This window comes from Rodentibacter sp. JRC1 (genome assembly GCF_020521555.1).
In the GTDB taxonomy this organism is placed as follows: domain Bacteria; phylum Pseudomonadota; class Gammaproteobacteria; order Enterobacterales; family Pasteurellaceae; genus Rodentibacter; species Rodentibacter abscessus.
In genome coordinates, this window is sequence record NZ_BPWA01000001.1 from 454,622 (window position 1) to 478,034 (window position 23,413).

The 23,413-nt window shown below is 39.8% G+C and carries 24 protein-coding genes and 1 tRNA gene; 2 read left to right on the forward strand and 23 right to left on the reverse strand.

Translation table 11 applies throughout. From position 1 onward, the window contains the following. Positions 1–107: 107 nt before the first annotated feature. The 16 genes from hscB to HEMROJRC1_RS02095 all read right to left on the reverse strand — a co-directional run bounded on the left by hscB (position 108) and on the right by HEMROJRC1_RS02095 (position 12,393). The gene (hscB, locus tag HEMROJRC1_RS02020; protein WP_226691394.1) at positions 108–629 is read right to left on the reverse strand and encodes a Fe-S protein assembly co-chaperone HscB; all 522 of its coding nucleotides are present in this window, start codon (positions 627–629) and stop codon (positions 108–110) included. 11 nt (positions 630–640) lie between these two features. After that, the gene (gene iscA / locus HEMROJRC1_RS02025; protein ID WP_226691395.1) at positions 641–964 is read right to left on the reverse strand and encodes an iron-sulfur cluster assembly protein IscA; all 324 of its coding nucleotides are present in this window, start codon (positions 962–964) and stop codon (positions 641–643) included. A gap of 54 nt (positions 965–1,018) precedes the next feature. Next, on the reverse strand, positions 1,019–1,402 hold the full coding sequence (gene iscU, locus HEMROJRC1_RS02030) for a Fe-S cluster assembly scaffold IscU (RefSeq protein WP_226691396.1): 384 nt from the start codon (positions 1,400–1,402) through the stop codon (positions 1,019–1,021). Positions 1,403–1,473: 71 nt separating this feature from the next. Continuing rightward, a complete protein-coding gene (locus HEMROJRC1_RS02035; protein ID WP_226691397.1) occupies positions 1,474–2,688 on the reverse strand; it encodes an IscS subfamily cysteine desulfurase in 1,215 nt (404 codons plus the stop codon). A gap of 61 nt (positions 2,689–2,749) precedes the next feature. Further along, positions 2,750–3,199, reverse strand: coding sequence for a Fe-S cluster assembly transcriptional regulator IscR (gene iscR / locus HEMROJRC1_RS02040; protein WP_226691398.1), 450 nt, complete (start codon positions 3,197–3,199; stop codon positions 2,750–2,752). 51 nt (positions 3,200–3,250) lie between these two features. Next, positions 3,251–3,994 (reverse strand): tRNA (cytosine(32)/uridine(32)-2'-O)-methyltransferase TrmJ, encoded by a 744-nt coding sequence (gene trmJ, locus HEMROJRC1_RS02045; protein ID WP_226692910.1) that lies wholly within the window; start codon positions 3,992–3,994, stop codon positions 3,251–3,253. A gap of 349 nt (positions 3,995–4,343) precedes the next feature. Then, positions 4,344–4,419, reverse strand: a tRNA-Lys gene (locus HEMROJRC1_RS02050). Between the two features lie 187 nt (positions 4,420–4,606). Continuing rightward, the gene (gene pal, locus HEMROJRC1_RS02055; RefSeq protein ID WP_226691399.1) at positions 4,607–5,077 is read right to left on the reverse strand and encodes a peptidoglycan-associated lipoprotein Pal; all 471 of its coding nucleotides are present in this window, start codon (positions 5,075–5,077) and stop codon (positions 4,607–4,609) included. Positions 5,078–5,099: 22 nt separating this feature from the next. Then, on the reverse strand, positions 5,100–6,383 hold the full coding sequence (tolB, locus tag HEMROJRC1_RS02060; RefSeq protein WP_226691400.1) for a Tol-Pal system beta propeller repeat protein TolB: 1,284 nt from the start codon (positions 6,381–6,383) through the stop codon (positions 5,100–5,102). Positions 6,384–6,424: 41 nt separating this feature from the next. After that, on the reverse strand, positions 6,425–7,564 hold the full coding sequence (tolA, locus tag HEMROJRC1_RS02065) for a cell envelope integrity protein TolA (protein WP_226691401.1): 1,140 nt from the start codon (positions 7,562–7,564) through the stop codon (positions 6,425–6,427). 15 nt (positions 7,565–7,579) lie between these two features. After that, the gene (tolR, locus tag HEMROJRC1_RS02070; RefSeq protein WP_226691402.1) at positions 7,580–7,999 is read right to left on the reverse strand and encodes a colicin uptake protein TolR; all 420 of its coding nucleotides are present in this window, start codon (positions 7,997–7,999) and stop codon (positions 7,580–7,582) included. Between the two features lie 69 nt (positions 8,000–8,068). Further along, positions 8,069–8,761, reverse strand: coding sequence for a protein TolQ (tolQ, locus tag HEMROJRC1_RS02075; protein WP_226691403.1), 693 nt, complete (start codon positions 8,759–8,761; stop codon positions 8,069–8,071). An 18-nt stretch (positions 8,762–8,779) separates the two neighbouring features. Further along, positions 8,780–9,190 (reverse strand): tol-pal system-associated acyl-CoA thioesterase, encoded by a 411-nt coding sequence (ybgC, locus tag HEMROJRC1_RS02080; RefSeq protein WP_226691404.1) that lies wholly within the window; start codon positions 9,188–9,190, stop codon positions 8,780–8,782. A 91-nt stretch (positions 9,191–9,281) separates the two neighbouring features. Then, positions 9,282–9,566, reverse strand: a complete 285-nt coding sequence (gene ybgE / locus HEMROJRC1_RS02085) for a cyd operon protein YbgE (RefSeq protein ID WP_226691405.1) — start codon at positions 9,564–9,566, stop codon at positions 9,282–9,284. 110 nt (positions 9,567–9,676) lie between these two features. Further along, entirely contained in the window at positions 9,677–10,813 is a 1,137-nt protein-coding gene (gene cydB, locus HEMROJRC1_RS02090; RefSeq protein WP_226691406.1) for a cytochrome d ubiquinol oxidase subunit II, read from the reverse strand. Positions 10,814–10,827: 14 nt separating this feature from the next. Continuing rightward, positions 10,828–12,393, reverse strand: a complete 1,566-nt coding sequence (locus tag HEMROJRC1_RS02095; protein ID WP_226691407.1) for a cytochrome ubiquinol oxidase subunit I — start codon at positions 12,391–12,393, stop codon at positions 10,828–10,830. Between the two features lie 434 nt (positions 12,394–12,827). On the opposite strand from HEMROJRC1_RS02095, the gene HEMROJRC1_RS02100 reads away from it, so the two are divergent. Further along, positions 12,828–13,136, forward strand: coding sequence for a DUF5339 domain-containing protein (locus HEMROJRC1_RS02100; protein ID WP_226691408.1), 309 nt, complete (start codon positions 12,828–12,830; stop codon positions 13,134–13,136). A 262-nt stretch (positions 13,137–13,398) separates the two neighbouring features. On the opposite strand, the gene rpoH is transcribed toward HEMROJRC1_RS02100, so the two are convergent. The 4 genes from rpoH to HEMROJRC1_RS02120 all read right to left on the reverse strand — a co-directional run bounded on the left by rpoH (position 13,399) and on the right by HEMROJRC1_RS02120 (position 16,840). Then, positions 13,399–14,244, reverse strand: coding sequence for an RNA polymerase sigma factor RpoH (rpoH, locus tag HEMROJRC1_RS02105; protein ID WP_226691409.1), 846 nt, complete (start codon positions 14,242–14,244; stop codon positions 13,399–13,401). A gap of 130 nt (positions 14,245–14,374) precedes the next feature. Continuing rightward, the gene (locus HEMROJRC1_RS02110) at positions 14,375–14,689 is read right to left on the reverse strand and encodes a DUF2322 family protein (RefSeq protein ID WP_226691410.1); all 315 of its coding nucleotides are present in this window, start codon (positions 14,687–14,689) and stop codon (positions 14,375–14,377) included. 140 nt (positions 14,690–14,829) lie between these two features. Further along, the gene (gene groL / locus HEMROJRC1_RS02115; protein WP_226691411.1) at positions 14,830–16,473 is read right to left on the reverse strand and encodes a chaperonin GroEL; all 1,644 of its coding nucleotides are present in this window, start codon (positions 16,471–16,473) and stop codon (positions 14,830–14,832) included. 76 nt (positions 16,474–16,549) lie between these two features. Next, positions 16,550–16,840 (reverse strand): co-chaperone GroES, encoded by a 291-nt coding sequence (locus HEMROJRC1_RS02120; protein WP_226691412.1) that lies wholly within the window; start codon positions 16,838–16,840, stop codon positions 16,550–16,552. Positions 16,841–17,057: 217 nt separating this feature from the next. On the opposite strand from HEMROJRC1_RS02120, the gene aspA reads away from it, so the two are divergent. Further along, positions 17,058–18,476: an aspartate ammonia-lyase gene (aspA, locus tag HEMROJRC1_RS02125; protein ID WP_226691413.1), complete on the forward strand. Its 1,419-nt coding sequence runs from the start codon at positions 17,058–17,060 to the stop codon at positions 18,474–18,476. A gap of 225 nt (positions 18,477–18,701) precedes the next feature. Here aspA and murB read toward each other — a convergent pair whose 3' ends face one another. From murB to glmS, 3 genes are all read right to left on the reverse strand, one after another. Continuing rightward, on the reverse strand, positions 18,702–19,727 hold the full coding sequence (murB, locus tag HEMROJRC1_RS02130; RefSeq protein ID WP_226691414.1) for a UDP-N-acetylmuramate dehydrogenase: 1,026 nt from the start codon (positions 19,725–19,727) through the stop codon (positions 18,702–18,704). Positions 19,728–19,736: 9 nt separating this feature from the next. Further along, complete coding sequence (narQ, locus tag HEMROJRC1_RS02135; protein WP_226691415.1) at positions 19,737–21,440, reverse strand: nitrate/nitrite two-component system sensor histidine kinase NarQ; 1,704 nt, start codon at positions 21,438–21,440, stop codon at positions 19,737–19,739. Between the two features lie 124 nt (positions 21,441–21,564). After that, the gene (glmS, locus tag HEMROJRC1_RS02140) at positions 21,565–23,397 is read right to left on the reverse strand and encodes a glutamine--fructose-6-phosphate transaminase (isomerizing) (RefSeq protein ID WP_226691416.1); all 1,833 of its coding nucleotides are present in this window, start codon (positions 23,395–23,397) and stop codon (positions 21,565–21,567) included. Between the last annotated feature and the right edge of the window lie 16 nt (positions 23,398–23,413).

Genomic DNA, 23,413 nt, shown 5'->3' on the forward strand with positions numbered 1-23,413 from the left:
AAAGAGAATTTTATATCTAATATTTATTGGTGCGTTACGGCTTCGCCTAACAGCACCTATAATGATTTGTGCGACTGTTACATAATAATGAAAATTTTAACCGCACTTTAAAGCTCAAAAAAATGCTCTTCTATGCGTTCGATTTCTTCTGTTAGTTTACGTGTAAAACGTAATTTATCACATAATTGAGCAGCCAATCGCCATTGTTGCATTTGGAGATTTTCAGAAAGTGCGGTTAATAATTTCTGCGTTTCTAATTTGATTTCTTTTGCAAAAACAGTTAACGCCTGCTCATTTTTTTGCGTTTCAAATTCTTCTAATTGTTCCCGCCATTGTAACTGTTGCATTAAAAACGCCACATCTTGCGTGCTTTTTTGCTCAAGATCTTGTTGTTCTCCTATATTTAGCGCAATAATCGCTTCAGCACGCAAAATCGGATCTTTTAACGTTTTTAAGGCATCATTCACTTCAGTCGATTTCTGCATTGCAATACGTTGTTCCACAGCACTTGCAGAGGCAAAATTATCAGGGTGCAACGTCTTTTGCAGTTCAAGATAACGTGCATTTAAGGTTTGCGTATCGAGTTGAAAATCAACGGGTAAATCAAAAATTTCAAAAGGATTGAACATGATATATCACCTTAAACGTGAAAACTTTCACCGCAACCGCAAGATTCTTTAACATTCGGGTTATTATATTTAAAGCCTTCATTTAACCCTTCCTTTACATAATCCAGCTCAATGCCATTAAGATAAACCAAACTTTTGGGATCTACGATGACCTTTACACCATGTTGTTCAAACACTTGATCTTCATCATTTAGCACATCAACAAACTCCAAAACGTATGCTAAGCCCGAGCAACCCGAAGTTTTTACTCCTAGACGTAAACCAATGCCTTTACCACGATTATCCAAAAAAGCTTTTACACGCTGTGCGGCTTTTTCTGTTAATGTAATGCTCATACTTCCCCTACGATCAGTAAAAGTGCGGTCATTTTTACCGCACTTTTTGTTGTATTATTCGCCTTGTTTCGCTTTGTAATCCGCAATTGCCGCTTTGATTGCATCTTCCGCTAAAATTGAGCAATGCACTTTTACCGGCGGCAATTCTAATTCTTCGGCAATTTGGCTATTTTTGATTGCGCCCGCTTCTTCTAAGGATTTACCTTTTACCCATTCGGTAATCAGTGAACTTGAAGCGATAGCGGAGCCGCAACCGTAAGTCTTGAATTTAGCATCTTCGATGATGCCGCTATCGTTTACTTTGATTTGTAACTGCATTACGTCACCACAGGCCGGCGCCCCCACCATTCCAGTACCGACAGAACTATCTTTTTTATCCAACGATCCGACATTACGTGGATTTTCATAATGATCAATTACTTTTTCACTATAAGCCATTTTAACTTTCCTTTACTTAAATGATTAAAAATGCTGCCGATAATATCGGTATATCGGCGGCAATGAAACTCTTAATGTGCAGACCATTCAATGGTACTTAGATCTACACCTTCTTTAAACATATCCCATAACGGAGACAAAGCGCGTAATTTTTCTACCGCACCTTTCACCAAGCTGACGGTGTAATCGATTTCTTCTTCCGTAGTATAACGACCAAGGGTGAAACGAATCGAACTGTGTGCCAATTCATCATTTAAGCCTAGTGCGCGCAATACATAAGAGGGTTCAAGACTCGCTGACGTACAAGCCGAACCTGAAGATACGGCAATATCACGCAGTGCCATCATTAAGGATTCGCCCTCTACGTAGTTAAAACTGATGTTGAGATTGTTATCTAAGCGATGTTCCATCGAACCGTTAACATAGGTTTCTTCAATATCTTTTAAGCCGTTGTATAAACGGTCACGAAGTGCCTTTAAACGTGGCATTTCGGTTGCCATTTCTTCTTTTGCAATGCGATATGCTTCACCCATACCCACAATTTGATGCACCGGCAATGTGCCTGAACGCATACCACGTTCATGACCACCACCATGAATGATCGCTTCTAAACGTACACGTGGTTTACGACGAACATATAATGCGCCGATACCCTTCGGCCCATAAAGTTTGTGACTGGACATAGAAAGTAAATCTACCGGTAATTCCGCTAAATTAATTGCGATTTTACCCACCGCTTGTGTTGCATCAACGTGAAAAATCGTTTTGTTTGCACGACAAAGTTCACCAATGGCTTTAATGTCTTGCACCACGCCGATTTCATTATTAGCATGCATAATCGATGCCACAATAGTATCCGGACGAAGTGCCGCTTTGAATTTTTCCAAATCAATTAAACCGTCAGACTCCGGTTCTAAATAAGTTACTTCAAAACCTTCTCGTTCTAACTGACGACAAGTATCAAGCACCGCTTTATGTTCGGTTTTACAAGTGATGATATGCTTGCCTTTGGTTTGATAAAAATGCGCGGCGCCTTTAATTGCCAAGTTATCGGATTCTGTTGCGCCGGATGTGAATACGATTTCTCGGGAATCCGCACCAATTAAATCGGCAATTTGATTACGCGCAATATCCACAGCTTCTTCTGCTTGCCAACCAAATTTATGAGAACGGGATGCCGGATTACCGAATGTACCGTCAATGGTTAAAAATTCCATCATTTTTTTCGCAACACGTTCGTCCACCGGGCAGGTTGCCGCATAATCCAGATAAATAGGTAATTTCATTTTCACTCCTAACAAATCATTAAAAATTTAACCGCACTTTTTGTTGCACAGCTACTTTCCTTTATTGATTCAATAAATTTTCAAAATCACTATGAGATTCAAGCTTCACATTACGCTTATTAACTAACTCTGCTAACGTAATCTCATTTAAAAAACTTTCAATACGGTTGCTTAATTCTTCCCAAAGCGCATGGGTTAAGCACTCCGTGCCATTTTGGCAATTACCACGCCCTAAACACTTAGTCACGTGAATATTTTCGTTTACTGCCGAAATAACCATTCCGACAGAAATTTGGTCACAAGCTAAACCGAGCTGATAACCGCCACCCGGGCCACGAACACTTTTTACTAAACCGCATCGACGTAATTTAGCAAAAAGTTGTTCTAAATAAGATAGTGAAATATTTTGGCGCTCAGAAATATCTGCAAGACTCACCGGCCCATTAATCGCATTTAATGCGATATCTAAAATCGCGGTTACTGCATAACGCCCTTTTGAGGTAAGTTTCATAAAGTTTCCTTAAAAAAGTTGCGCCAATGTTTACATATCAGACTAAAATAGTCAACTATCCATATTGGGCAAATTAAGCTGTTTTTCAACCGAACTTAACATTCCACGTAAAATATTCAGCTCGTTTTTTTCAACATTCGAACGCAAATATAAACGCCTTAATTTCTGCATAACACCTTGATTTTGAATGAATCCAAGAGATTTATAAACCTGCTCCGTATGCGTAAAAAAATATTCCATTTCTTGCGATGTCGCATAATGATTTTCGGCATTATTAATTTCACCAATCAAAGAAAACGGTATTACATTATTTTCTTTCGTTAATAATCCCATTCTTAATTCATAACAAATTAATTGGACTGCCATCGCCAAATTTAATGATGAATAATCGGGATTTGCCGGAATCGTAAGGTGATAATGACATTTGAGCAATTCGTCATTATGTAATCCTACACGTTCACGTCCGAAAACAATTGCAACATTTCCTTTATGAGTCGCGACTTTTTCACCACATCTACGCGGTTCAATCAAAGTATTTTGCAGATGACGTAAACGTGCGCTCGTACCAATCACTAATGAACAATCGGCTATTGCTTCATCAAAGCTAGAAACGATATGTGCGGATCTCACAACATCTTCCGCTCCGGCAGAAAGCGCTATAGATTGCTCGTCTACCAATTTTGGTGAAACTAAATAGAGTTGGGAAAACCCCATCGTCTTCATCGCACGCGCAGCAGAACCAATATTCCCGCTGTGTGAAGTTTCCACAAGAACAACTCGGATATGCTCGAACATAAGTTTCATTATCTGACCTAAAATTGCGGGCATTTTATCATAATAGCCTTAATTTAAGGTCAAGAATTTTCTTATTTTAAAAATAAAGATTATTTATTGATAACAAGCAGCTACGGAAAAAATGAAATATTTGAATTTCAGACGATTACGTATTCAGAACACATCTATGAACAAAATAAACTAAGTTTAAAGCAGATATTTTGAAATAAATATTAAGAACTACCGGAATTGAATAACTGGATTGTACCTTGAAAGACTGGCGATAACTGCCACTAGAAAAACTGTTTAGAAAGAAGATTAGGAATATCTATGAAACCTTACCGCCACTCTACCGCCAGTTCGCTCTAAGTGGTGGGTCGTGAAGGATTCGAACCTTCGACCAACGGATTAAAAGTCCGCTGCTCTACCGACTGAGCTAACGACCCATATCGTTTTGATGATGGCGCGTATAATACTGATTTTATTTTCTGATGCAAGAAGAATTTACGTTTTTATTAATTAATTGAGCGAATTACAAACAATTTAATTACGCGACATTCGATAATAGTTCAAAAATAAAGCAGCATTCATCTCTAAACGCTGCTTTAGTAATAAAATCCAAAAAGTTTAAAATTAGTATGCTAATACCGCACGACGGTTTTTAGAGTATGCCGCTTCATCATGACCTAATACAGCTGGTTTTTCTTCTCCATAAGAAACGGTTGATACTTTGCTACCTTCTACACCTTTACCTGCTAAGAAAGATTTAACTGCATCAGCACGACGTTGACCTAAAGCGATGTTGTATTCCGGTGTACCACGTTCGTCAGTGTTACCTTCAACAACAACTTTAGATGCAGGCGTTGCATTTAAGTATGCTGCATGTGCATCTAAGATTTGCACATATTCACCTTCGATGTTGTATTTGTCAAAACCGAAATATACGGTGTTGTAACGTTGTTGAAGATCTTCAACAGAGTAACCACCGAAAGTTTGACCGTTATTATTTGCACCGTTACCGGCCGCATCGTTGCTAGAAGAACTACATGCTGCCAATGCAGCTACAGAACCTGCAACTAATAATGATTTAATAAATTTGTTCATTAGATTCTCCTAATTACATTTTTTACTTAGTTAAGTACGGCGACCAAGCCGGAAATTTAACTTGACCACTACTTCCTGGAAGACTCGCCTTAAAGCGACCATCTGCGGAAACCAATTGTAGCACCTTTCCTAAACCTTGGGTAGAACTATAAATAATCATAATACCGTTAGGTGAAATGCTCGGACTTTCACCAAGGAAAGAGGTACTTAAAACTTCAGAGGCTCCGGTTGAAAGATCTTGTTTTACTACGTTATTATTACCATTAATCATAACAAGCGTTCTCCCATCAGCACTAATTTGCGCGCTACCACGCCCACCAATCGGAGTTACATCACCTCCATTGGCACTCATACGATAAATTTGAGGTGAACCGTTTCTATCTGAAGTAAACAAAATTGAGTTTCCGTCAGGAGACCATGAAGGCTCGGTATTATTACCGGCTCCTCGGGTTAATTGTGTCGGTGTTCCGCCATTTGCACCCATCACATAAATATTCAATGTTCCATCTTGTGATGAAGCAAAAGCCAAACGCGAACCGTCCGGAGAAAAAGCCGGAGCGCCATTATGGCCAGGGAATGACGCAACAACTTTACGCGCACCGGAACCTAAATCTTGCACGACTAACTGCGATTTTCTATTTTCAAATGATACGTAAGCTAAACGTTTGCCATCCGGTGACCACGCCGGCGACATAATAGGTTGAGAACTACGATTCACTACAAATTGGTTATAACCGTCATAATCCGCAACACGAACTTCATAAGGTTGTGAACCACCGTTTTTTTGTACCACATAAGCAATACGAGTTCTAAAAGCACCACGAATACCGGTTAATTTTTCAAAAACCTCATCACTTACAGTATGAGCACCGTAGCGTAACCATTTGTTGGTTACTACATAGCTGTTCTGGGCCAATATCGCTCCTGCCGTACCTGATGCCCCAACCGTATCAACAAGCTGGTAAGAAATATTATAGCCGCTACCGGTTGCCGTTATCTGTCCCACGACAACAGCATCAATCCCCAATGCAGTCCAAGCCTCAGGATTGACTTCAGAGGCTGAAGTTGGTCTTTGAGGCATTTGACTTACTGAGATAGGGTTAAATTTACCGCTATTGCGTAAATCATCAGAAACTATCTTGGCAATATCTTCCGGTGCAGTACCGGCAAACGGCACGACAGCAATTGGGCGAGCACCGTCAACCCCTTCATCAATCACAATGCGAACCTCATCTTCCGCAGAGGCATAACTTACGACAGCAAATACAACCGCAAACACGCCTATAAGCTTTTTAATTAATTTCATTTTGTTCCCTTTGAGTAAACTCATTGATTATTTCAAACCCATTATTTAATATCAAAATCAATAATCGGGGCTTTATACTTATTGTACACAGCATCAGATGGCGCAGCAGGAACTTTTTTTGTTCTTGCAACCGCACTTAATGCAGCAGTACAAATATCTTCCGGTCCAGATATTTTCTGATAACCTAGAATCGTGCCATCACGACCTAACTGAATTTTAATATGACACACTTTACCGGCAAAGCTAGGATCTTTTAAGAAACGACGTTGAATTTCTTTTTTAATCACACCGGCATATTGATCACCGACTTTACCGCCATCACCGGCACCTAATCCGGCTCCACGACCTTGAGAGCCCCCCTTGTTAGTATTACCGCCTTTAGCGGCACTACCACCACCGATATCACCGCCATTCAAGAAATTATCCAATGCCGCTTGATCCGCTTTACGCTTTGCAGCAGCTTCCGCTTTGACTTTTGCCTCGGCTGCTGCCTTTGCTTCAGCGACCGCTTTAGCTTTGGCTGCGGCCTCTGCTTTAGCCTTCGCTTCCGCTTCTTTTGCTTTAACCTCAGCCGCTCTTGCTTTCGCTTCCGCCTCGGCTTTTACTTTTTCTTCAGCTTGTTTCTTCGCTTTCTGAGCGGCTTCTGCTGCTTTCGCTTTTGCTTCTTCCTCTGCTTTTTGGGCGGCAGCCGCCAAACGTTTAGCTTCCGCCTCGGCTTTCAACTTCGCCGCTTCAGCTTCTTGCTTCGCTTTGGCTTCTTCAGCACGTTTCTGCTTTTCCAACATTTCTTGGCGGGCAATCTCTTGCTGTTTTTGTTTTTCTGCGATCTCTTGTTTTTGACGCTCAATTTCTTTTTGTCGTTGAAGTTCCTGTTGGCGTTTTAATTCTTCTTGCCGGAGAATATCCTCTTGCTTCACCGGTTTTTCCTCGACAACAGGTTCCGGCATTTTCTGTTTATCCGTTTGACCTTTTTTCTGTTGCTGAATTCGTCCCCATTCTTGCGCCGCATTTCCGGTATCAACCATAACGGCCCCCAAGGCATCGCCATCGCCTTCACCACCGCCCATAATTTCAACGGTTTGATAGAAAGAACTCCAAATCAACAACCCAAACAGAGCAAGGTGCATAAAAATCGAAATGACAAACGCATTCACACCCTTTTTTTGTCGATTATTCTGCACGTTTTTCCTACTCCACTAAATCGGATTTGTCATTAAACCAACGGATTTAATGCCTGCCAAATGAAGTAAATTCAATGCTTTTATCACTTCTTCATAAGGCACTTCTTTTGCTCCTCCAACAAGGAACATCGTATTATTGTCTTTATCAAACGCTTGCTTTGACAACTGTGTCACCATTTCTTCCGTTAAACCATCTTGGCGTTCACCACCAATGGAAAGTGCATATTGCCCAACCCCGGAGACCTCTAAAATAACCGGCGTTTTATCCTCATTTGACACATTTTGACTTTGTACCGAATCAGGTAATTCAACTTGAACACTTTGACTGATGATAGGTGCCGTTGCCATAAAAATAAGTACAAGTACGAGCAATACATCTAAAAACGGTACAATATTGATTTCAGATTTAATTTCTTTACGTGAGCGACGAGCCATATTTTCCTCTAAAACTTCACTAAAAATGACCGCACTTTACATAAAGTGCGGTTAATTCTCCGGTTATTTTTAATGAGAATGCGGTGCTTTACCAAAGGCTTGACGATGTAAAATCGTGGTAAATTCATCAATAAAATTACCATAATTTTGTTCAATAGCATTCACTCGTAAACTTAAGCGGTTATAAGCCATTACTGCAGGAATCGCTGCAAACAAACCAATTGCCGTTGCAATTAACGCTTCTGCAATGCCCGGTGCAACCATCTGTAAAGTTGCTTGTTTCGCTCCACTTAATGCCATAAATGCGTGCATAATCCCCCACACCGTACCAAATAAACCGATATAGGGGCTTACCGAGGCAACGGTTGCCAAAAATGGAACTCGGTTTTCAAGACTTTCTATTTCACGGTTCATTGCAAGGTTCATCGCACGTGTCGTTCCTTTAATAATCGCTTCAGGCGCATCCGCATTCACTTGTTTTAAACGTGAAAATTCTTTAAATCCTACAAAGAAAATCTGTTCACTTCCGGTTAACACATCACGGCGATTTGATAAACCTTCATATAATTTATTGAGATCTTCACCGGACCAAAAACGATCTTCAAAAGTATTTGCTTCTTTTAAGGCAGCGGTTAACACGCGGCTACGTTGAATAATAATAGTCCAAGAAATAATTGAGAATAAAATTAAAATCACAATTACAAGTTGGACAACAATACTTGCTTTTAGAAAAAGATCTAAAAAGTTCAATTCTGCAGTCATTACCTACTCCGAGAAAGGTTACATATTGTTTGAAAAAGCGGCTTTTATTTCAGCCGGAATCGCTATCGGTTTCATTTTACCCAGATCAACATAGGCTACTTTAACAGTAGCCTTTGATAGAATTACTGTCTCTCGCAGTAGTCGTTGCTCAAAAAGAATCGTTGCCCCTTTTATTGCGCTGACTTCTGTTTCAACAATAAGGTAGTCATCCAGTTTTGCCGGAACGCAATAATCAATCGCCATCGTTTTGACAACAAATGCCGCTTGTTGTTCCTGCAATAATTTTTGTTGAGAAAACGCTTGTTTTCGCAGATATTCCGTTCTTGCCCGCTCATAAAAATGCAAGTAGCGCGCGTGATAAACCACTCCACCTGCATCCGTATCCTCGTAATAAACCCGTATCGGGAAACAAAAAATCTTTGAATCCACCTTGTTTTCCTTCTTCAACAGTCCGAAGTTGCGTATTCTAGAATCAGTTTTTACTCTACGCAAGCACTTTCAAATCAACGCAATTTACTAATTATAAATAATGCTCAACAATCGCAAATAAAAATGCTAAATAGCCTAAATAAGGAAAAAATATTAACTGCCAAAAAGTGCGGTTAATTTTAAAGCCGATTCCATGAATCCATAAAATAACCAATCCCCATAAAATGAAGAGTATGAGAAATGGATTTGCCGTTCTTAATTGAGTAGAAAACTGATTGAAATTAAAGAAAAAAACAAGCGTTAATACAATCGCCAGAATAAATGAAAGGGTTCTTAATGAACCCTTATTTACATATTGATAGAGAGACTGAATCATTATTCGTCAAATTTCCCTAAATTATCTTTGTTTGTTGTAACTTTTATGCTGGCAAAAATTGCAGCTAAAACACCCACTACCCAAATTGCGTATAACATATCATATCTCCTTTAGTATAATGAGTTTTTGTTTTCTTCCACAAAGTTTTCATCCAAACGACCAAACATTTTGATGTATGACCAAATGGTGTAAGCTAGAGAAATCGTTACGAATACAAGCGCTAACCCAAGCATTAAGGTTAAGGTTAATTCGCTTGATGTTGCATCCCACATTAACAAACTCTGTTCCGGATGTGAGCTTGAAGGCATCACGAATGGGAACATTGAAACCGCTGCGGTGATGATCACGCCCGCCATCGTCAATGATGAGAAGAGGAAGGCAAAACCACAACGATTTGCTTTTGATGCAGCTACATTTAACAATGCGCCAACCACAGCTAATGCCGGGAAAATCCATAAAATCGGCATTTCATTAAAGTTTCTGAACCATGCACCGATTTCAACCGCAACTTCTTTCCCCATTGGAGAAGAAGGTGCCAAATGATCAATCTCACTAGTTACAATATAACCTTCTTTGAAATATAACCATACGCCTGCTAGCACAAATGCAATCAAGGTAACAAATGCACCGATTTGAGTAATAGCGCGTGCGCGGTCTCTTAATTCGGCAGTAGTCTTCATTTGTAACCAGTTTGCACCGTGAGTAACAAGCATTGCTAGGCTAATCACACCACATAATAATGCAAATGGATTTAATAATGCGAAGAATGAACCGGTATAAGTGATTTGTGCAATCTCATTAAATTCAAACGGAACACCTTGCAATAAGTTACCAAAAGCGACCCCGAATACCAATGCAGGCACAAAACCACCGGCAAATAATCCCCAATCCCATACTGCTCGCCAAGTCGGGTTATCAATTTTCGCGCGATATTCAAAACCGATTGGACGGAAGAATAAAGCAGCTAAAACCAGCACTAAAGCAATATAGAAACCGGAGAAAGATACCGCATAAACAATCGGCCATGCGGCAAACACCGCACCACCTGCCGTTAACAACCAAACTTGGTTACCATCCCAGTGCGGTGCAATCGAGTTAATCATAATACGGCGTTCTACCTCTTTTTTACCGGCAACAGGTAAAAGTGCGGTCACCCCCATATCAAATCCGTCAGTTACAGAAAAACCGATCAGCAATACAATAACCAACACCCACCAAATAAAACGTAGAAATTCATAATCAATCATAATTCGTCTCCTGCTTATTTAGATGATTGTTCAAAATAGTATTTGCCGGTTTTCAATGAGCTTGGACCTAAACGCGCATACTTAAACATCAAATACATTTCAGCAATAATAAATGCTAAATAAAGCACACAAATTAAACCGATAGAGAACCAAAGATCACCTACACCTAAATTTGATGCGGACACTCCTACCGGTAATACCTCATAAATCGCCCATGGTTGACGACCGTATTCAGCCAGGAACCAACCGCATTCAATCGCAATCCAAGGTAACGGTAACCCCCATATTAGCGCTTTTAACAATAATGGACTTTGGGTTACTTTATCACGCAAGTTCTGAACAAAAGCGCCAAACGCTAATAATACGATTAAACCACCAGCCGCAACCATCGCACGGAATGCCCAGAAGTTAGGACCTACGTTTGGAATGGTATCACGTGCCGCCTGTTTGATTTGTTCTTCTGTCGCATCAACTACCTTATCGGTATAACGTTTTAACAATAAACCGAAACCTAAGTCTTTTTTCACTTCTTCAAATTTTGCTTTTGTTTCAGGGTTTACTTGACCTGATTCTTTTTTCTCTGCTTTTAATTGGGTGAAAAGATCGTAAGCAACAATACCGTTACGAACACGGGTTTCATTTACTGCTTGGAGATCTTTTAGACCGACAATTTCTTTATCAAAAGAACGGGTTGCAACAATACCACCAACCGCAGGAACTTGAATAGCGAACTCATTACGCATTTCGGCTGAATTCGGTAATGCAACAACATTAAATGCTGCCGGAGCAGGATGAGTTTCAAATTCAGCTTCCATTGCAGCCAATTTTACAGGTTGTGCTTTACCGATATCATAACCGGACTCATCACCAAGAATTAACACCGCAATAGATGCGATGAAACCCCAAGTTGCTGCAATCGAAAAAGAACGCTTTGCAAAACCAAGATCGCGACCTTTTAACAAATAGAATGAACTAATTGCTAATACGAAGAATGCACCGGTTACGTAACCCGCAGAAAGTGTATGTAAGAATTTACTTTGCGCAACCGGATTTAACCATAAATCCATAAAACTGGTCATTTCCATACGTACGGTTTCAAAGTTGAATTCTGATGCAACAGGATTTTGCATCCAACCGTTTGCGACTAAAATCCACATCGCAGAAAGGTTAGAACCAAATGCGACACAATAAGTTGCAAGTAAATGTTTACCCTTGGTTAAACGATCCCAACCAAAGAAGAACAAACCTACAAAAGTGGATTCTAAGAAGAATGCGAGTAACGCTTCAATGGCTAATGGCGCACCGAAAATATCACCTACATAATGAGAATAATAAGACCAGTTAGTACCGAATTGGAATTCCATAATAATACCGGTCGTCACACCAAGGGCAAAGTTAATACCAAATAACTTACCCCAAAATTTTGTCATATCTTTATAAACTTCTTTACCTGTCACGACATAGGTTGTTTCCATAATCACTAAAATAAAGGATAAACCTAATGTTAGAGGTACAAAAATGAAGTGATATAACGCAGTTAAAGCAAACTGCAAGCGAGAAAGTTCAACAACGTCTAACATCTCAACCTCTTGTAAAAATTACAAGTCATTCACTATGATTAATAAAGGTTTCCCTTAAATAACCACCCCCAAGTACCTAATCGGCTCATTTAAACAGATTAAGTAAACACTGAATCATCACACAACAAAAAATCCTTTTGAAATGATCAAAATGATGAATTATGAAGCTGATAACTCAAGAACGCCGCTATTTTACTACTAATCATAAGGATAAAAAATACAAAAAACGTTATCTGGATCACATTTTTGACATAAACTACCAAATAACTCACGTGAGTTATATAACTATAAATTGATACAGATCAATTTCATAAATTTTACCGATAAAATCACCCACTCAGAAAAATACAAGCAATGATCTCTAGACATTTAGAGTATATTTTGTTATCTTCCCTCAGATTTTATTTGGAGAATAATCACTAAAGGATTCCACAATGAAAAAAATTTCGCTTATTTTAACCGCACTTTTTTCTACGATATCGTTCTCCGTCATTGCTACACCGCAAACAAATAAAGAAATATTACCTGAGCAGTGTGCACAACTATTTAAAGAAACGGAAACATTGATTGCTCAAGCAGAAAAACAACCGGGAACTCACCCTCAAGTAAGTAAAATCAAAAACAAGCTTAATCAAAGTAAAAAGCAAATTCTTGAAATGGAACTCGCAACTCAGTTAAAAAGTTGTAATATCGGTCTAGCAAAACTAAACAATATGAAGAATTATCTAGAGGAAACTAACTAAAATTAGCTTTTAAAGATCAAATAAAAAAGAGTTATTTGAGGATATGATCTAATTTTATTGAGATTTGCAAACAAGCAAGATAGTCTTTGAGAACAATTGTTCAGAGTTTATCATCTTGAGTTTATATTAAGGGAAGCGTTTCTAGGCATAGGCGTTTCCCTTTTTTGAGGGGCTTATCGGATCAAATCTCTGAGGCGATACCTAGAGGTTTATCAATAAGTTAAAAACCTGTCAATTGACAGGTTTTCTTTTTTAAAATGCGCTAAAAACTAACCGCACTTTTTAATTTTTTAAGTGCATTCGTTTCAAGCTGGCGAATCCGTTCTGCAGACACATTATATTTTGCCGCTAATTCATGCAATGTCGCTTTGTTATCGTCTAACCAACGGGCTTTGATAATATCTTGGCTGCGGGCGTCCAAACTTTGCAATGCGATACCTAGTTGCTCGGTAGCCTGACTTTCAAAGTTTTCATCTTCAAGTTCTGCGGCAAAGTTAGAACTTTTATCTTCCAAATAAAGTGATGGGGAATAGCTTTCCGTTTCACTATTATCCGTTGGCAAATCAAAAGCAACATCAGCACCGGTCATACGGGATTCCATTTCAAGTACATCTTCTTTAGAAACCCCTAACTCATTTGCCACCATATCCACTTCGTTTTCATTAAACCAGCCCAAACGTTGTTTGGTTTTACGTAGATTAAAGAATAATTTACGTTGCGCCTTAGTTGTTGCAACTTTCACAATACGCCAGTTACGAAGTACATATTCGTGAATCTCTGCCTTAATCCAATGCACCGCAAATGAAACCAAACGCACACCCACTTCAGGGTTAAAACGTTTTACAGCTTTCATTAAACCGATATTACCTTCTTGAATTAAATCCGCTTGCGGCAAACCATAGCCGGAATAGCCACGAGCTACGTGAATCACAAAACGAAGATGAGATAGGACTAACTTTTTCGCAGCCTCAATATCACCCTGGTAATATAAACGCTCTGCCAATTCCTTTTCTTCCTCTGCAGTCAGCATCGGATACTCATTTGCCGCACGAATATAACCTTCGATACTACCTTGAGGAATCAACATCATTTGTGCTTCTTTATCCATTCTTTTCCTTCTTTTATTCCGGTGAATACCAATCAATAAACTTGGCTCAGTTATAACATAATAAGCCATTTTATTGAATCAATTTGTTTAATAAGACAGATTTTACCGATTAAAAGTTCGATTTTATTGATTATTTTTTAATACACTCAAGATTTAGCACCAGATCATCATTGATAACATTGAAAAGCAGATCAATATTCGGATGTTTACCCGGATTTACTTTTGCTTCCTCCACATATTCCGCAAACCATTCAAGCCCTTGCCGTGCCGAAGTGCGGTCTAATTTTCCGTTAAATTTTTGGGAAAGCGCATAGTAAAGGCGCAACGAGCCAAGTTTACCCGTAACAGCAGGAATATGATGAATGACTTCATCCCCTTGCTTTACATTTAAGCCGTTTAAATGATCAATGGTTGGTAAGGTTTCTAAAATTTCTTTGAAATTCATCTACTTTCCTTATATAGAATAGTTTTTATTTCAACAATTATAACATAGGTTTCCTGTATAGCCCGTTAGAAATAAAAAAGCGATCGCTTTTTCATTCGAAAAAAACGACCGCATTTTTTTATTATCGTGGATAGGCTAAATTACATCATTCCGCCCATACCACCCATGCCGCCCATTCCAGCGCCAAGGTCTGCTTTTTCATCTTTCGGAAGCTCCGTTACCATACATTCGGTGGTAATCATTAAGCCTGCTACAGAGGCTGCGAATTGTAATGCAGAGCGCGTTACTTTAGTTGGATCTAAAATACCCATTTCGATCATATCGCCATATTGCTCGGAACCTGCGTTATAACCGAAATTGCCTTCGCCATTTTTCACTGCACTTGCAACTACTGAAGCTTCTTCACCCGCATTAGCTACGATCTGACGAAGAGGGGCTTCCATTGCACGTAAAGCGAGCTTGATACCTACATTTTGCTCTTCATTATCGCCTTTTAATTCAGTAGCAACTTTAGTTGCAGCACGGATTAATGCCACACCACCACCAGCAACGATACCTTCTTCCACAGCCGCACGGGTTGCGTGTAAAGCATCATCTACACGGTCTTTTTTCTCTTTCATTTCAACTTCAGTTGCTGCACCTACTTTGATTACAGCAACGCCACCTGCCAATTTAGCTACGCGCTCTTGCAATTTTTCTTTGTCATAATCAGAAGTCGATTCTTCAATTTGTTGACGAATTTGTGTAACACGTCCTTTGATTTGTGCTTCATCACCAACACCGTCAATAATTGTGGTATTGTCTTTATTGATCACAACACGTTTTGCTTGCCCCAAATCTTCAAGGGTGGCTTTTTCTAATTCCATTCCGATTTCTTCGGAAATCACCGTACCTGCGGTTAAAATCGCAATATCTTGCAACATTGCTTTACGACGATCACCAAAGCCCGGTGCTTTAACGGCTGCCACTTTAACGATACCACGCATTGTATTAACCACTAAAGTCGCTAATGCTTCGCCTTCTACATCTTCTGCGATGATTAATAATGGTTTGCCCGCTTTCGCAACGCCTTCTAATACAGGTAATAATTCACGAATATTAGAGATTTTTTTGTCCACTAATAAAATAAATGGATTATCTAATTCAACTGTGCCGGTTTCTGGTTTATTGATGAAGTAAGGTGATAAATAGCCACGGTCAAACTGCATACCTTCAACCACATCAAGCTCATCGTCTAAACCTGTACCGTCTTCAACAGTAATCACACCTTCTTTGCCTACTTTTTCCATCGCTTGAGCAATTAATTTACCTACAACTTCATCGGAATTTGCAGAAATTGTTCCCACTTGTTCGATTTCTTTTGATGTTTCACAAGGTTTAGAAAGATTTTTAAGCTCAGAAACGACCGCACTTACCGCTTTATCAATACCACGTTTTAAATCCATCGGGTTCATACCGGCGGCAACGGCTTTTAAGCCTTCACTTACGATAGCTTGAGCTAACACGGTCGCAGTTGTTGTACCGTCACCTGCGGCATCATTGGCTTTAGAGGCAACCTCTTTCACCATTTGTGCGCCCATATTTTCAAATTTATCTTCTAACTCGATTTCACGTGCAACAGAGACCCCATCTTTAGTAATGGTTGGAGCCCCGAAAGATTTATCTAAAATTACATTACGCCCTTTTGGTCCCAAAGTAACTTTCACCGCATCCGCTAAAATATTTACGCCGTTTAACATTTTTGCACGTGCATCATTGCCAAATTTTACATCTTTTGCTGCCATTTTTATTTCCTTAATAATTATCTATCTAATGAAAAGTGCGGTCATTTTTTACCGCATTTTTAATAATGAACGAGGATTATTCCACAATAGCCAAAATATCAGACTCAGAAATAATCAACACTTCTTCACCGTCAATTTTCTCGGTTTTTGCGCCGTAACCTTCGTTGAAAATGACCATATCTCCCACCTTAACATCTAAAGGTTGTACCGTACCATTTTCAAGAATACGACCTTTACCCACCGCAAGCACTTTCGCACGGGTAGATTTAGTGGCAGCGGAACCTGTCAATACAATACCACCGGCTGATTTGGTTTCAACTTCTTCACGTTTAATGATCACACGATCATGTAATGGACGAATAGTCATTGTTAGTTTCCTTCTAAAAATTAAAATGCCCCCCTTATATAAGGCGAAAAATTTCACTTTCAAGGGAAAAATAAAAAAATTTTTGACCTAAAAAAACTAATCCGAAAAATGAAAATATGTCTTGATAGCAATCTTCAAAATGTGATCTTTATCATTTTTTTTATTTTTAAAATTTCTATAATGACCACAAGTTTATTAACCCAAATAGGTGACCAAAATGACTCAATTTAGAAAAGAAGTGGATTTACTTGGCGAACGTGATGTACCTGCTGATGCTTACTGGGGTATCCACACATTAAGAGCGGTTGAAAATTTCAATATTTCTAAAGTAACGATTTCTGATGTTCCGGAATTTGTACGTGGTATGGTGATGGTGAAAAAAGCAACCGCACTTGCAAATGGTGAATTAGGCGCAATTCCGACAGACATTGCCAAAGCAATTGTTTCAGCTTGTGATGAAATCCTAACGACCGGCAAATGCTTGGATCAATTCCCTTCCGATGTCTATCAAGGTGGTGCCGGCACTTCCGTAAATATGAATACGAATGAAGTCGTGGCTAATCTTGCGCTTGAAAAAATAGGCCATAAGAAAGGCGAATATGATGTTATTAATCCGATGGATCATGTAAACGCCAGTCAATCAACGAACGATGCCTACCCGACCGGTTTCCGCATTGCGGTTTATAACAGTATTTTAAAACTGATTGATAAAATCCGATATTTACGAGACGGCTTCGATACCAAAGCAACAGAATTTGCCAAAATCTTAAAAATGGGACGAACCCAATTACAAGATGCCGTACCGATGACTGTGGGGCAAGAATTTAAAGCCTTCGCCGTATTACTTGAGGAAGAAGAACGCAACTTAAAACGTACCGCCGAATTATTGCTTGAAGTAAACTTAGGCGCAACTGCAATCGGTACGGGCTTAAATACCCCGCAAGGTTATACCCAATTAGTGGTTAAACATCTTGCAGAGGTAACAGGTTTACCTTGCGTACCGGCGGAAAACTTAATTGAAGCGACTTCCGATTGCGGTGCTTATGTAATGGTTCACGGTGCATTAAAACGCACTGCGGTGAAACTTTCTAAAGTATGTAATGACTTACGCTTACTTTCTTCCGGCCCTCGTGCAGGTTTGAAAGAAATTAATCTTCCTGAATTACAAGCCGGTTCTTCCATTATGCCTGCAAAAGTTAACCCGGTTGTGCCGGAAGTGGTAAACCAAGTATGCTTTAAAGTAATAGGTAACGATACAACCATCACCTTTGCTTCTGAAGCGGGTCAACTACAATTAAACGTAATGGAGCCGGTGATCGGGCAAGCGATGTTCGAGTCTATCGAAATCTTAGCCAATGCCTGCGTAAACTTGCGTGATAAATGCGTGGACGGCATCACCGTAAACAAAGAAATCTGTGAAAATTACGTTTTCAATTCAATCGGAATCGTCACTTATTTAAATCCTTTCATCGGTCACCACAATGGCGACCTTGTCGGTAAAATTTGTGCTGAAACCGGTAAAGGCGTACGTGAAGTCGTGTTAGAAAAAGGCTTGCTCACGGCAGAACAGTTAGACGATATTCTTTCTGTGGAAAACCTAATGAACCCGACCTACAAAGCGAAATTAAATAAATAATTCGCTTAATTAACTTCCATTAAGTGCGGTTAAAATTCTCGGTATTTTATGTAGCACTTGCACAAAACATTGTAGGGTGTGTTGGGCGAAGATAGAAAGGTGCGTTACGCCTACGGCTAACGCACCCTACACCCAATAAATATTGGATATAAAATTTTCTCTGTGCAACTGCTACATAATACCGGAAATTCTTTATAAATTTTGACCGCACTTTTCTTATTATCCTCAAGAAATAGCATTTTCGCTATTCACTTCGCCGTTTTTTCCTATAAATCTAACTTCCGGTTGTAAATAGACCCCGAACTTTTCCGCAACGGTTTTACGAATATGATGAGCAAGTTTTATCACATCATTTCCTGTCGCATTTGCTTTATTGATGAGTACAAGGGCTTGATTTTCATGCACGGCGGCACCACCGATTTGAAAGCCTTTAAGATTACATTGGTCAATCAGCCAGCCTGCTGCAAGTTTTACCGAGCCGTCAGGTTGTGAAAAGTGCGGTAGATTTTCGACCTGTTTTTGAATCCCAGCAAATTGTGCGGCACTCACTACCGGATTTTTAAAAAAACTACCGGCATTACCAAATTCATCGGGATTAGGCAATTTACTTTGACGAATTTGACAAACTTCATCAAACACTTGTTTTGCCGTTACGCTTTGCGGATCAAAATTAACAAGCGAACCGTATTTCAACACCGGCCGCCAATTTTTCTTCAATTTCAACCCTACGGCTGTAATCACATATCCCTGCTGATAGCGATGTTTAAAAATACTTTCCCGATAACCGAATTCACATTCTTCCGCGTTTAATCGGAATAATGTAGAAGTGGTTAAATCCAACACTTCCACATAATCACACACATCCTTAAATTCCACACCGTATGCGCCGATATTTTGAATCGGAGCGGAACCCACACACCCCGGGATTAAAGCAAGATTTTCCAATCCATAAATACCTTGCGCTAAAGACCATTTCACGAGATTATGCCAATTTTCACCACCATTGATATGGAGATAGTGAAAATGCTCATCGTGCTTATGTTTGATACCGAATAGACGATTGAGAATCACCACACCGTCAAAATCTTCTAAAAACAGCATATTGCTGCCTTGCCCTAAAAAGAGGATAGGCAAATTTTTCGACTTAGCACACTGCCATACTTGTTGAATTTGTTCGATACTGTGCGCTTCAATAATTTCTCGTGCGTAAACGGGAATATGAAATGTATGAAAAGGTTGTAAACTTTGCATCTAATTGTCCTAAAATAAAGTGTGTGGCAGGGTGATTTTTACCTGTGTACCGCCTTGTTTAAGGGGTCTGATCGTTAGCTCGGCATTTAGCCGATTGCTGCGTTCAGTCATAATATTTAAGCCATAATGCCCTTCCGGCTCATCTAAACTTGGAATACCGATACCATCATCTTGGATCGAAATTTCATATTCACCTTCGGCATTTATTTTTGCATTAATTTCAATAAGACTTCCCTTTGAATGTTTAATCGCATTCAGTGTCGCCTCACGCACAATTTGCAGCACATGTACAAGTTGAGGCGGATTCAAACTTTGTGAGGGCAACCGACAATTTACCCGCATTTCCATTGTAGTTTGCGAGCGTAAGGAATCAATCACTTGCTCCAATGCCTGTTGCAAATTCGCTTCTTGCACGGTTAAACGGAAAGTGGCTAAAAGTTCCCGTAATTGTGCATATCCACCGGAAAGCGCTTGTTCAAAATCAGCAATAATAGTAAGACTTTTTTGTTTAGCCGATTCATCACTTTGCTTTAAATTATGCTTGAGTAAGGTAAGTTGAATTTGTAAAAATGACAATACTTGTGCCAAAGAATCATGCAATTCCCGTGCAATAATCGATCGCTCTTCCATTAATAAAAGCTGCTCTTGTTGTCGCTGATTTTTATAGAAATACAGCGCACGGGCTAACATTTGAGCTAAATTTTGCATCATTCGCGGATCGGGACAAGGTAAACCGGCTTGCCACGAAAGCACGCCTAAAGCTTCGTTTTCGATTTTCAGTTCTTCTATTTGTAAACTTTGGTAAGGTTGCTTTTCACCAAAGTTTACATTCCAATGTTCCGCACCTAAAATGCTAAGTTCGATATAACGCAAATGCTCGCTGACTCGTATGTGATTGAGTAGCTGACTGAGGGTTTTATCATTAATCTCGTTTATAGTTAGTAACTGAGAGCTTTGATAAAGGGTCGTTAAAGAGCGGTTGCTTTGACGTAACTTTTGAGTTTGTTCATTCACAGAATCTTCAAGACGAGAATAAAGTTTACCCAACTCTGTCGCCATTTGTGTGAACACACGTGCTAACGTACCAAGCTCGTTATCATTTTTGGTATCAAGGGGGATATGGTTAAATTGACGCATTTGCACTTGCATACTGGCGCGTGTAAGTAACTTCAACGGCTTTACCACTTCGCGTTGCGTAAACCAAATTACATAGGACACCATCCCTACAATAAGCAGCATAGAAAAACAAAGCACGGATAAAGCAAAAATCCACTTTTGTTCACTAAAACGTTGTAATTCAAAAACAAAATGATCTACTTCATTGACATAATCGGCAATATTTTCGCTGTATTGTTCAATGTTATTTTGCCGTACAAAATCAGCCATTACCGCCCAACGTTCGAGTAAAACCTGATAGGATTGCTTTACAACATCCGGTGTAAAAAATTGATACTGAATATCCATTAAACTTGAGGAATGAAGGCTTTTTTCATAAAACTGCAAATTTTTCTCGACCGTATCAGGATGGTTATCCATTAGATGTAACAAACGATAACTTTGCATACGCAGAGAACCGGAAATGTTAATGGCTTCCGCATCGGATTTATTACTTGCCATAATCGCCAAACTTAGCGAACTGATGATCCCTGCTGCTGCAATAATAAAAAAAAGATATTTTGCAATCTTGATAGAAACGGAATGTGTTGTTTGCACAACCTTGCCTCAATAAGAAAAGAACGGCGGTTAGTTTAACATGAAAGTGCGGTCGATTTTAAATAAGAAATCCGCCTTATTTCCACAAGACGGACTCAAAAATTACGCCAAAATCAACCGCACTTTATTCCACGGTTACCGCTTTTGCAAGGTTACGTGGTTGATCCACGTCAGTGCCTTTAATTAATGCAACATGATAAGCCAGTAATTGCATTGGTACCGTATAGAAGATCGGCGCAACGATTTCATTCACTTTCGGCATAGTGATGATTTTCATCCCTTCCGTTTCGCTAAAACCGGCATCGTTATCGGCAAATACATATAATTGACCGCCACGGGCGCGCACTTCTTCAATATTGGATTTGACTTTTTCCAACAAATCATTGGTCGGCGCAACTACGATAACCGGCATATCCGCATCAATTAATGCCAACGGACCGTGTTTTAATTCACCGGCGGCATAGGCTTCTGCGTGAATGTAGGAGATCTCTTTTAATTTTAAAGAGGCTTCCATCGCAATCGGATAGTATTCCCCTCGACCTAAAAATAAAGCGTGATGTTTTTCAGCAAAGTCTTCCGCAAGCGCTTCGATTTCTTTATCAAAAGCCAGTCCTTTTTCAACATCAGCCGGAAGAGAATGCAATGCTTTAACAATCTCTTTTTCTTTTTCATCCGAAATATTGCCGTTGAGTTTACCGATTGCCGTAACCAACATCAGCATTGCGGCTAACTGCGTGGTGAAGGCTTTTGTGGATGCTACGCCAATTTCAACGCCGGCACGTGTCATAAATGCGAGATCGGATTCACGAACAAGGGAAGAACCCGCCACGTTACAAATTGTCATTGCAGCCATATAGCCTTTTTCTTTCGCCAAACGAAGGGCGGCTAATGTGTCCGCCGTTTCACCGGATTGAGAAAGCGTAAGCAATAAACTATTCGGTCGGGTAACAAATTTACGATAACGAAATTCAGAAGCGATTTCCACATCACAGCTCACACCGGCAAGGGCTTCAAACCAATAACGAGCCGCCATTCCTGAATTATATGATGTACCGCAAGCGACAATTTGAACATGCTGTACTTTTTCTAAAATTTCTTTCGCCCCGTTGCCGATTGATTCGACAATCACATTATTGTGATTAATACGCCCTTCCATGGTATTGATCAGTGCGGTCGGTTGTTCATAAATTTCTTTTTGCATAAAGTGGCGGAATTTGCCTTTTTCAGCCGCATCATTTTCAAGATTTGACTCATGGGTTTCACGCTCTACTTTATTGCCATTGGTGTCATAAATATCCACCGTGCGGCGAGTTATTTCCGCAATATCCCCCTCTTCTAAGAAAATGAAACGGCGGGTAACGCTTAATAATGCAAGTTGATCCGAGGCTAAGAAATTTTCACCGATACCTAAACCTATCACCAGCGGACTGCCTGAACGCGCCGCCACAAGGTGTTCGGGATGATGGCGATCCATCACGACCATACCATATGCACCTGTAAGCTGTTTCACTACTTTTTGAACCGCCTCTAATAAAGAATCCGTGCTACGCATTTCCCATTCCACAAGATGAGCGATAACTTCCGTATCCGTTTGTGAAAGAAATACATAACCGCGGGATTTTAATAAATCACGTAATTCTTCGTGATTTTCGATAATCCCGTTGTGTACCACGGCAAAATTACCTGAAATGTGAGGATGCGCATTAGCTTCGGAAGGTTCACCATGGGTTGCCCAACGGGTGTGTGCGATACCCGTTCCGCCAATTAACGGTTTTTCAGCCACGGCTTCGTCCAATGCCTTAACTTTACCTAAACAACGCACACGCTGTAATTCATTTTGTTGATTTACCACAGCCACACCTGCAGAATCGTAACCACGATACTCTAAACGATGTAATCCGCTAATTAAAATTTCTGCTACATCACGCTGCGCGACTGCGCCAACAATACCACACATAAGTTTTCCTCGTTAA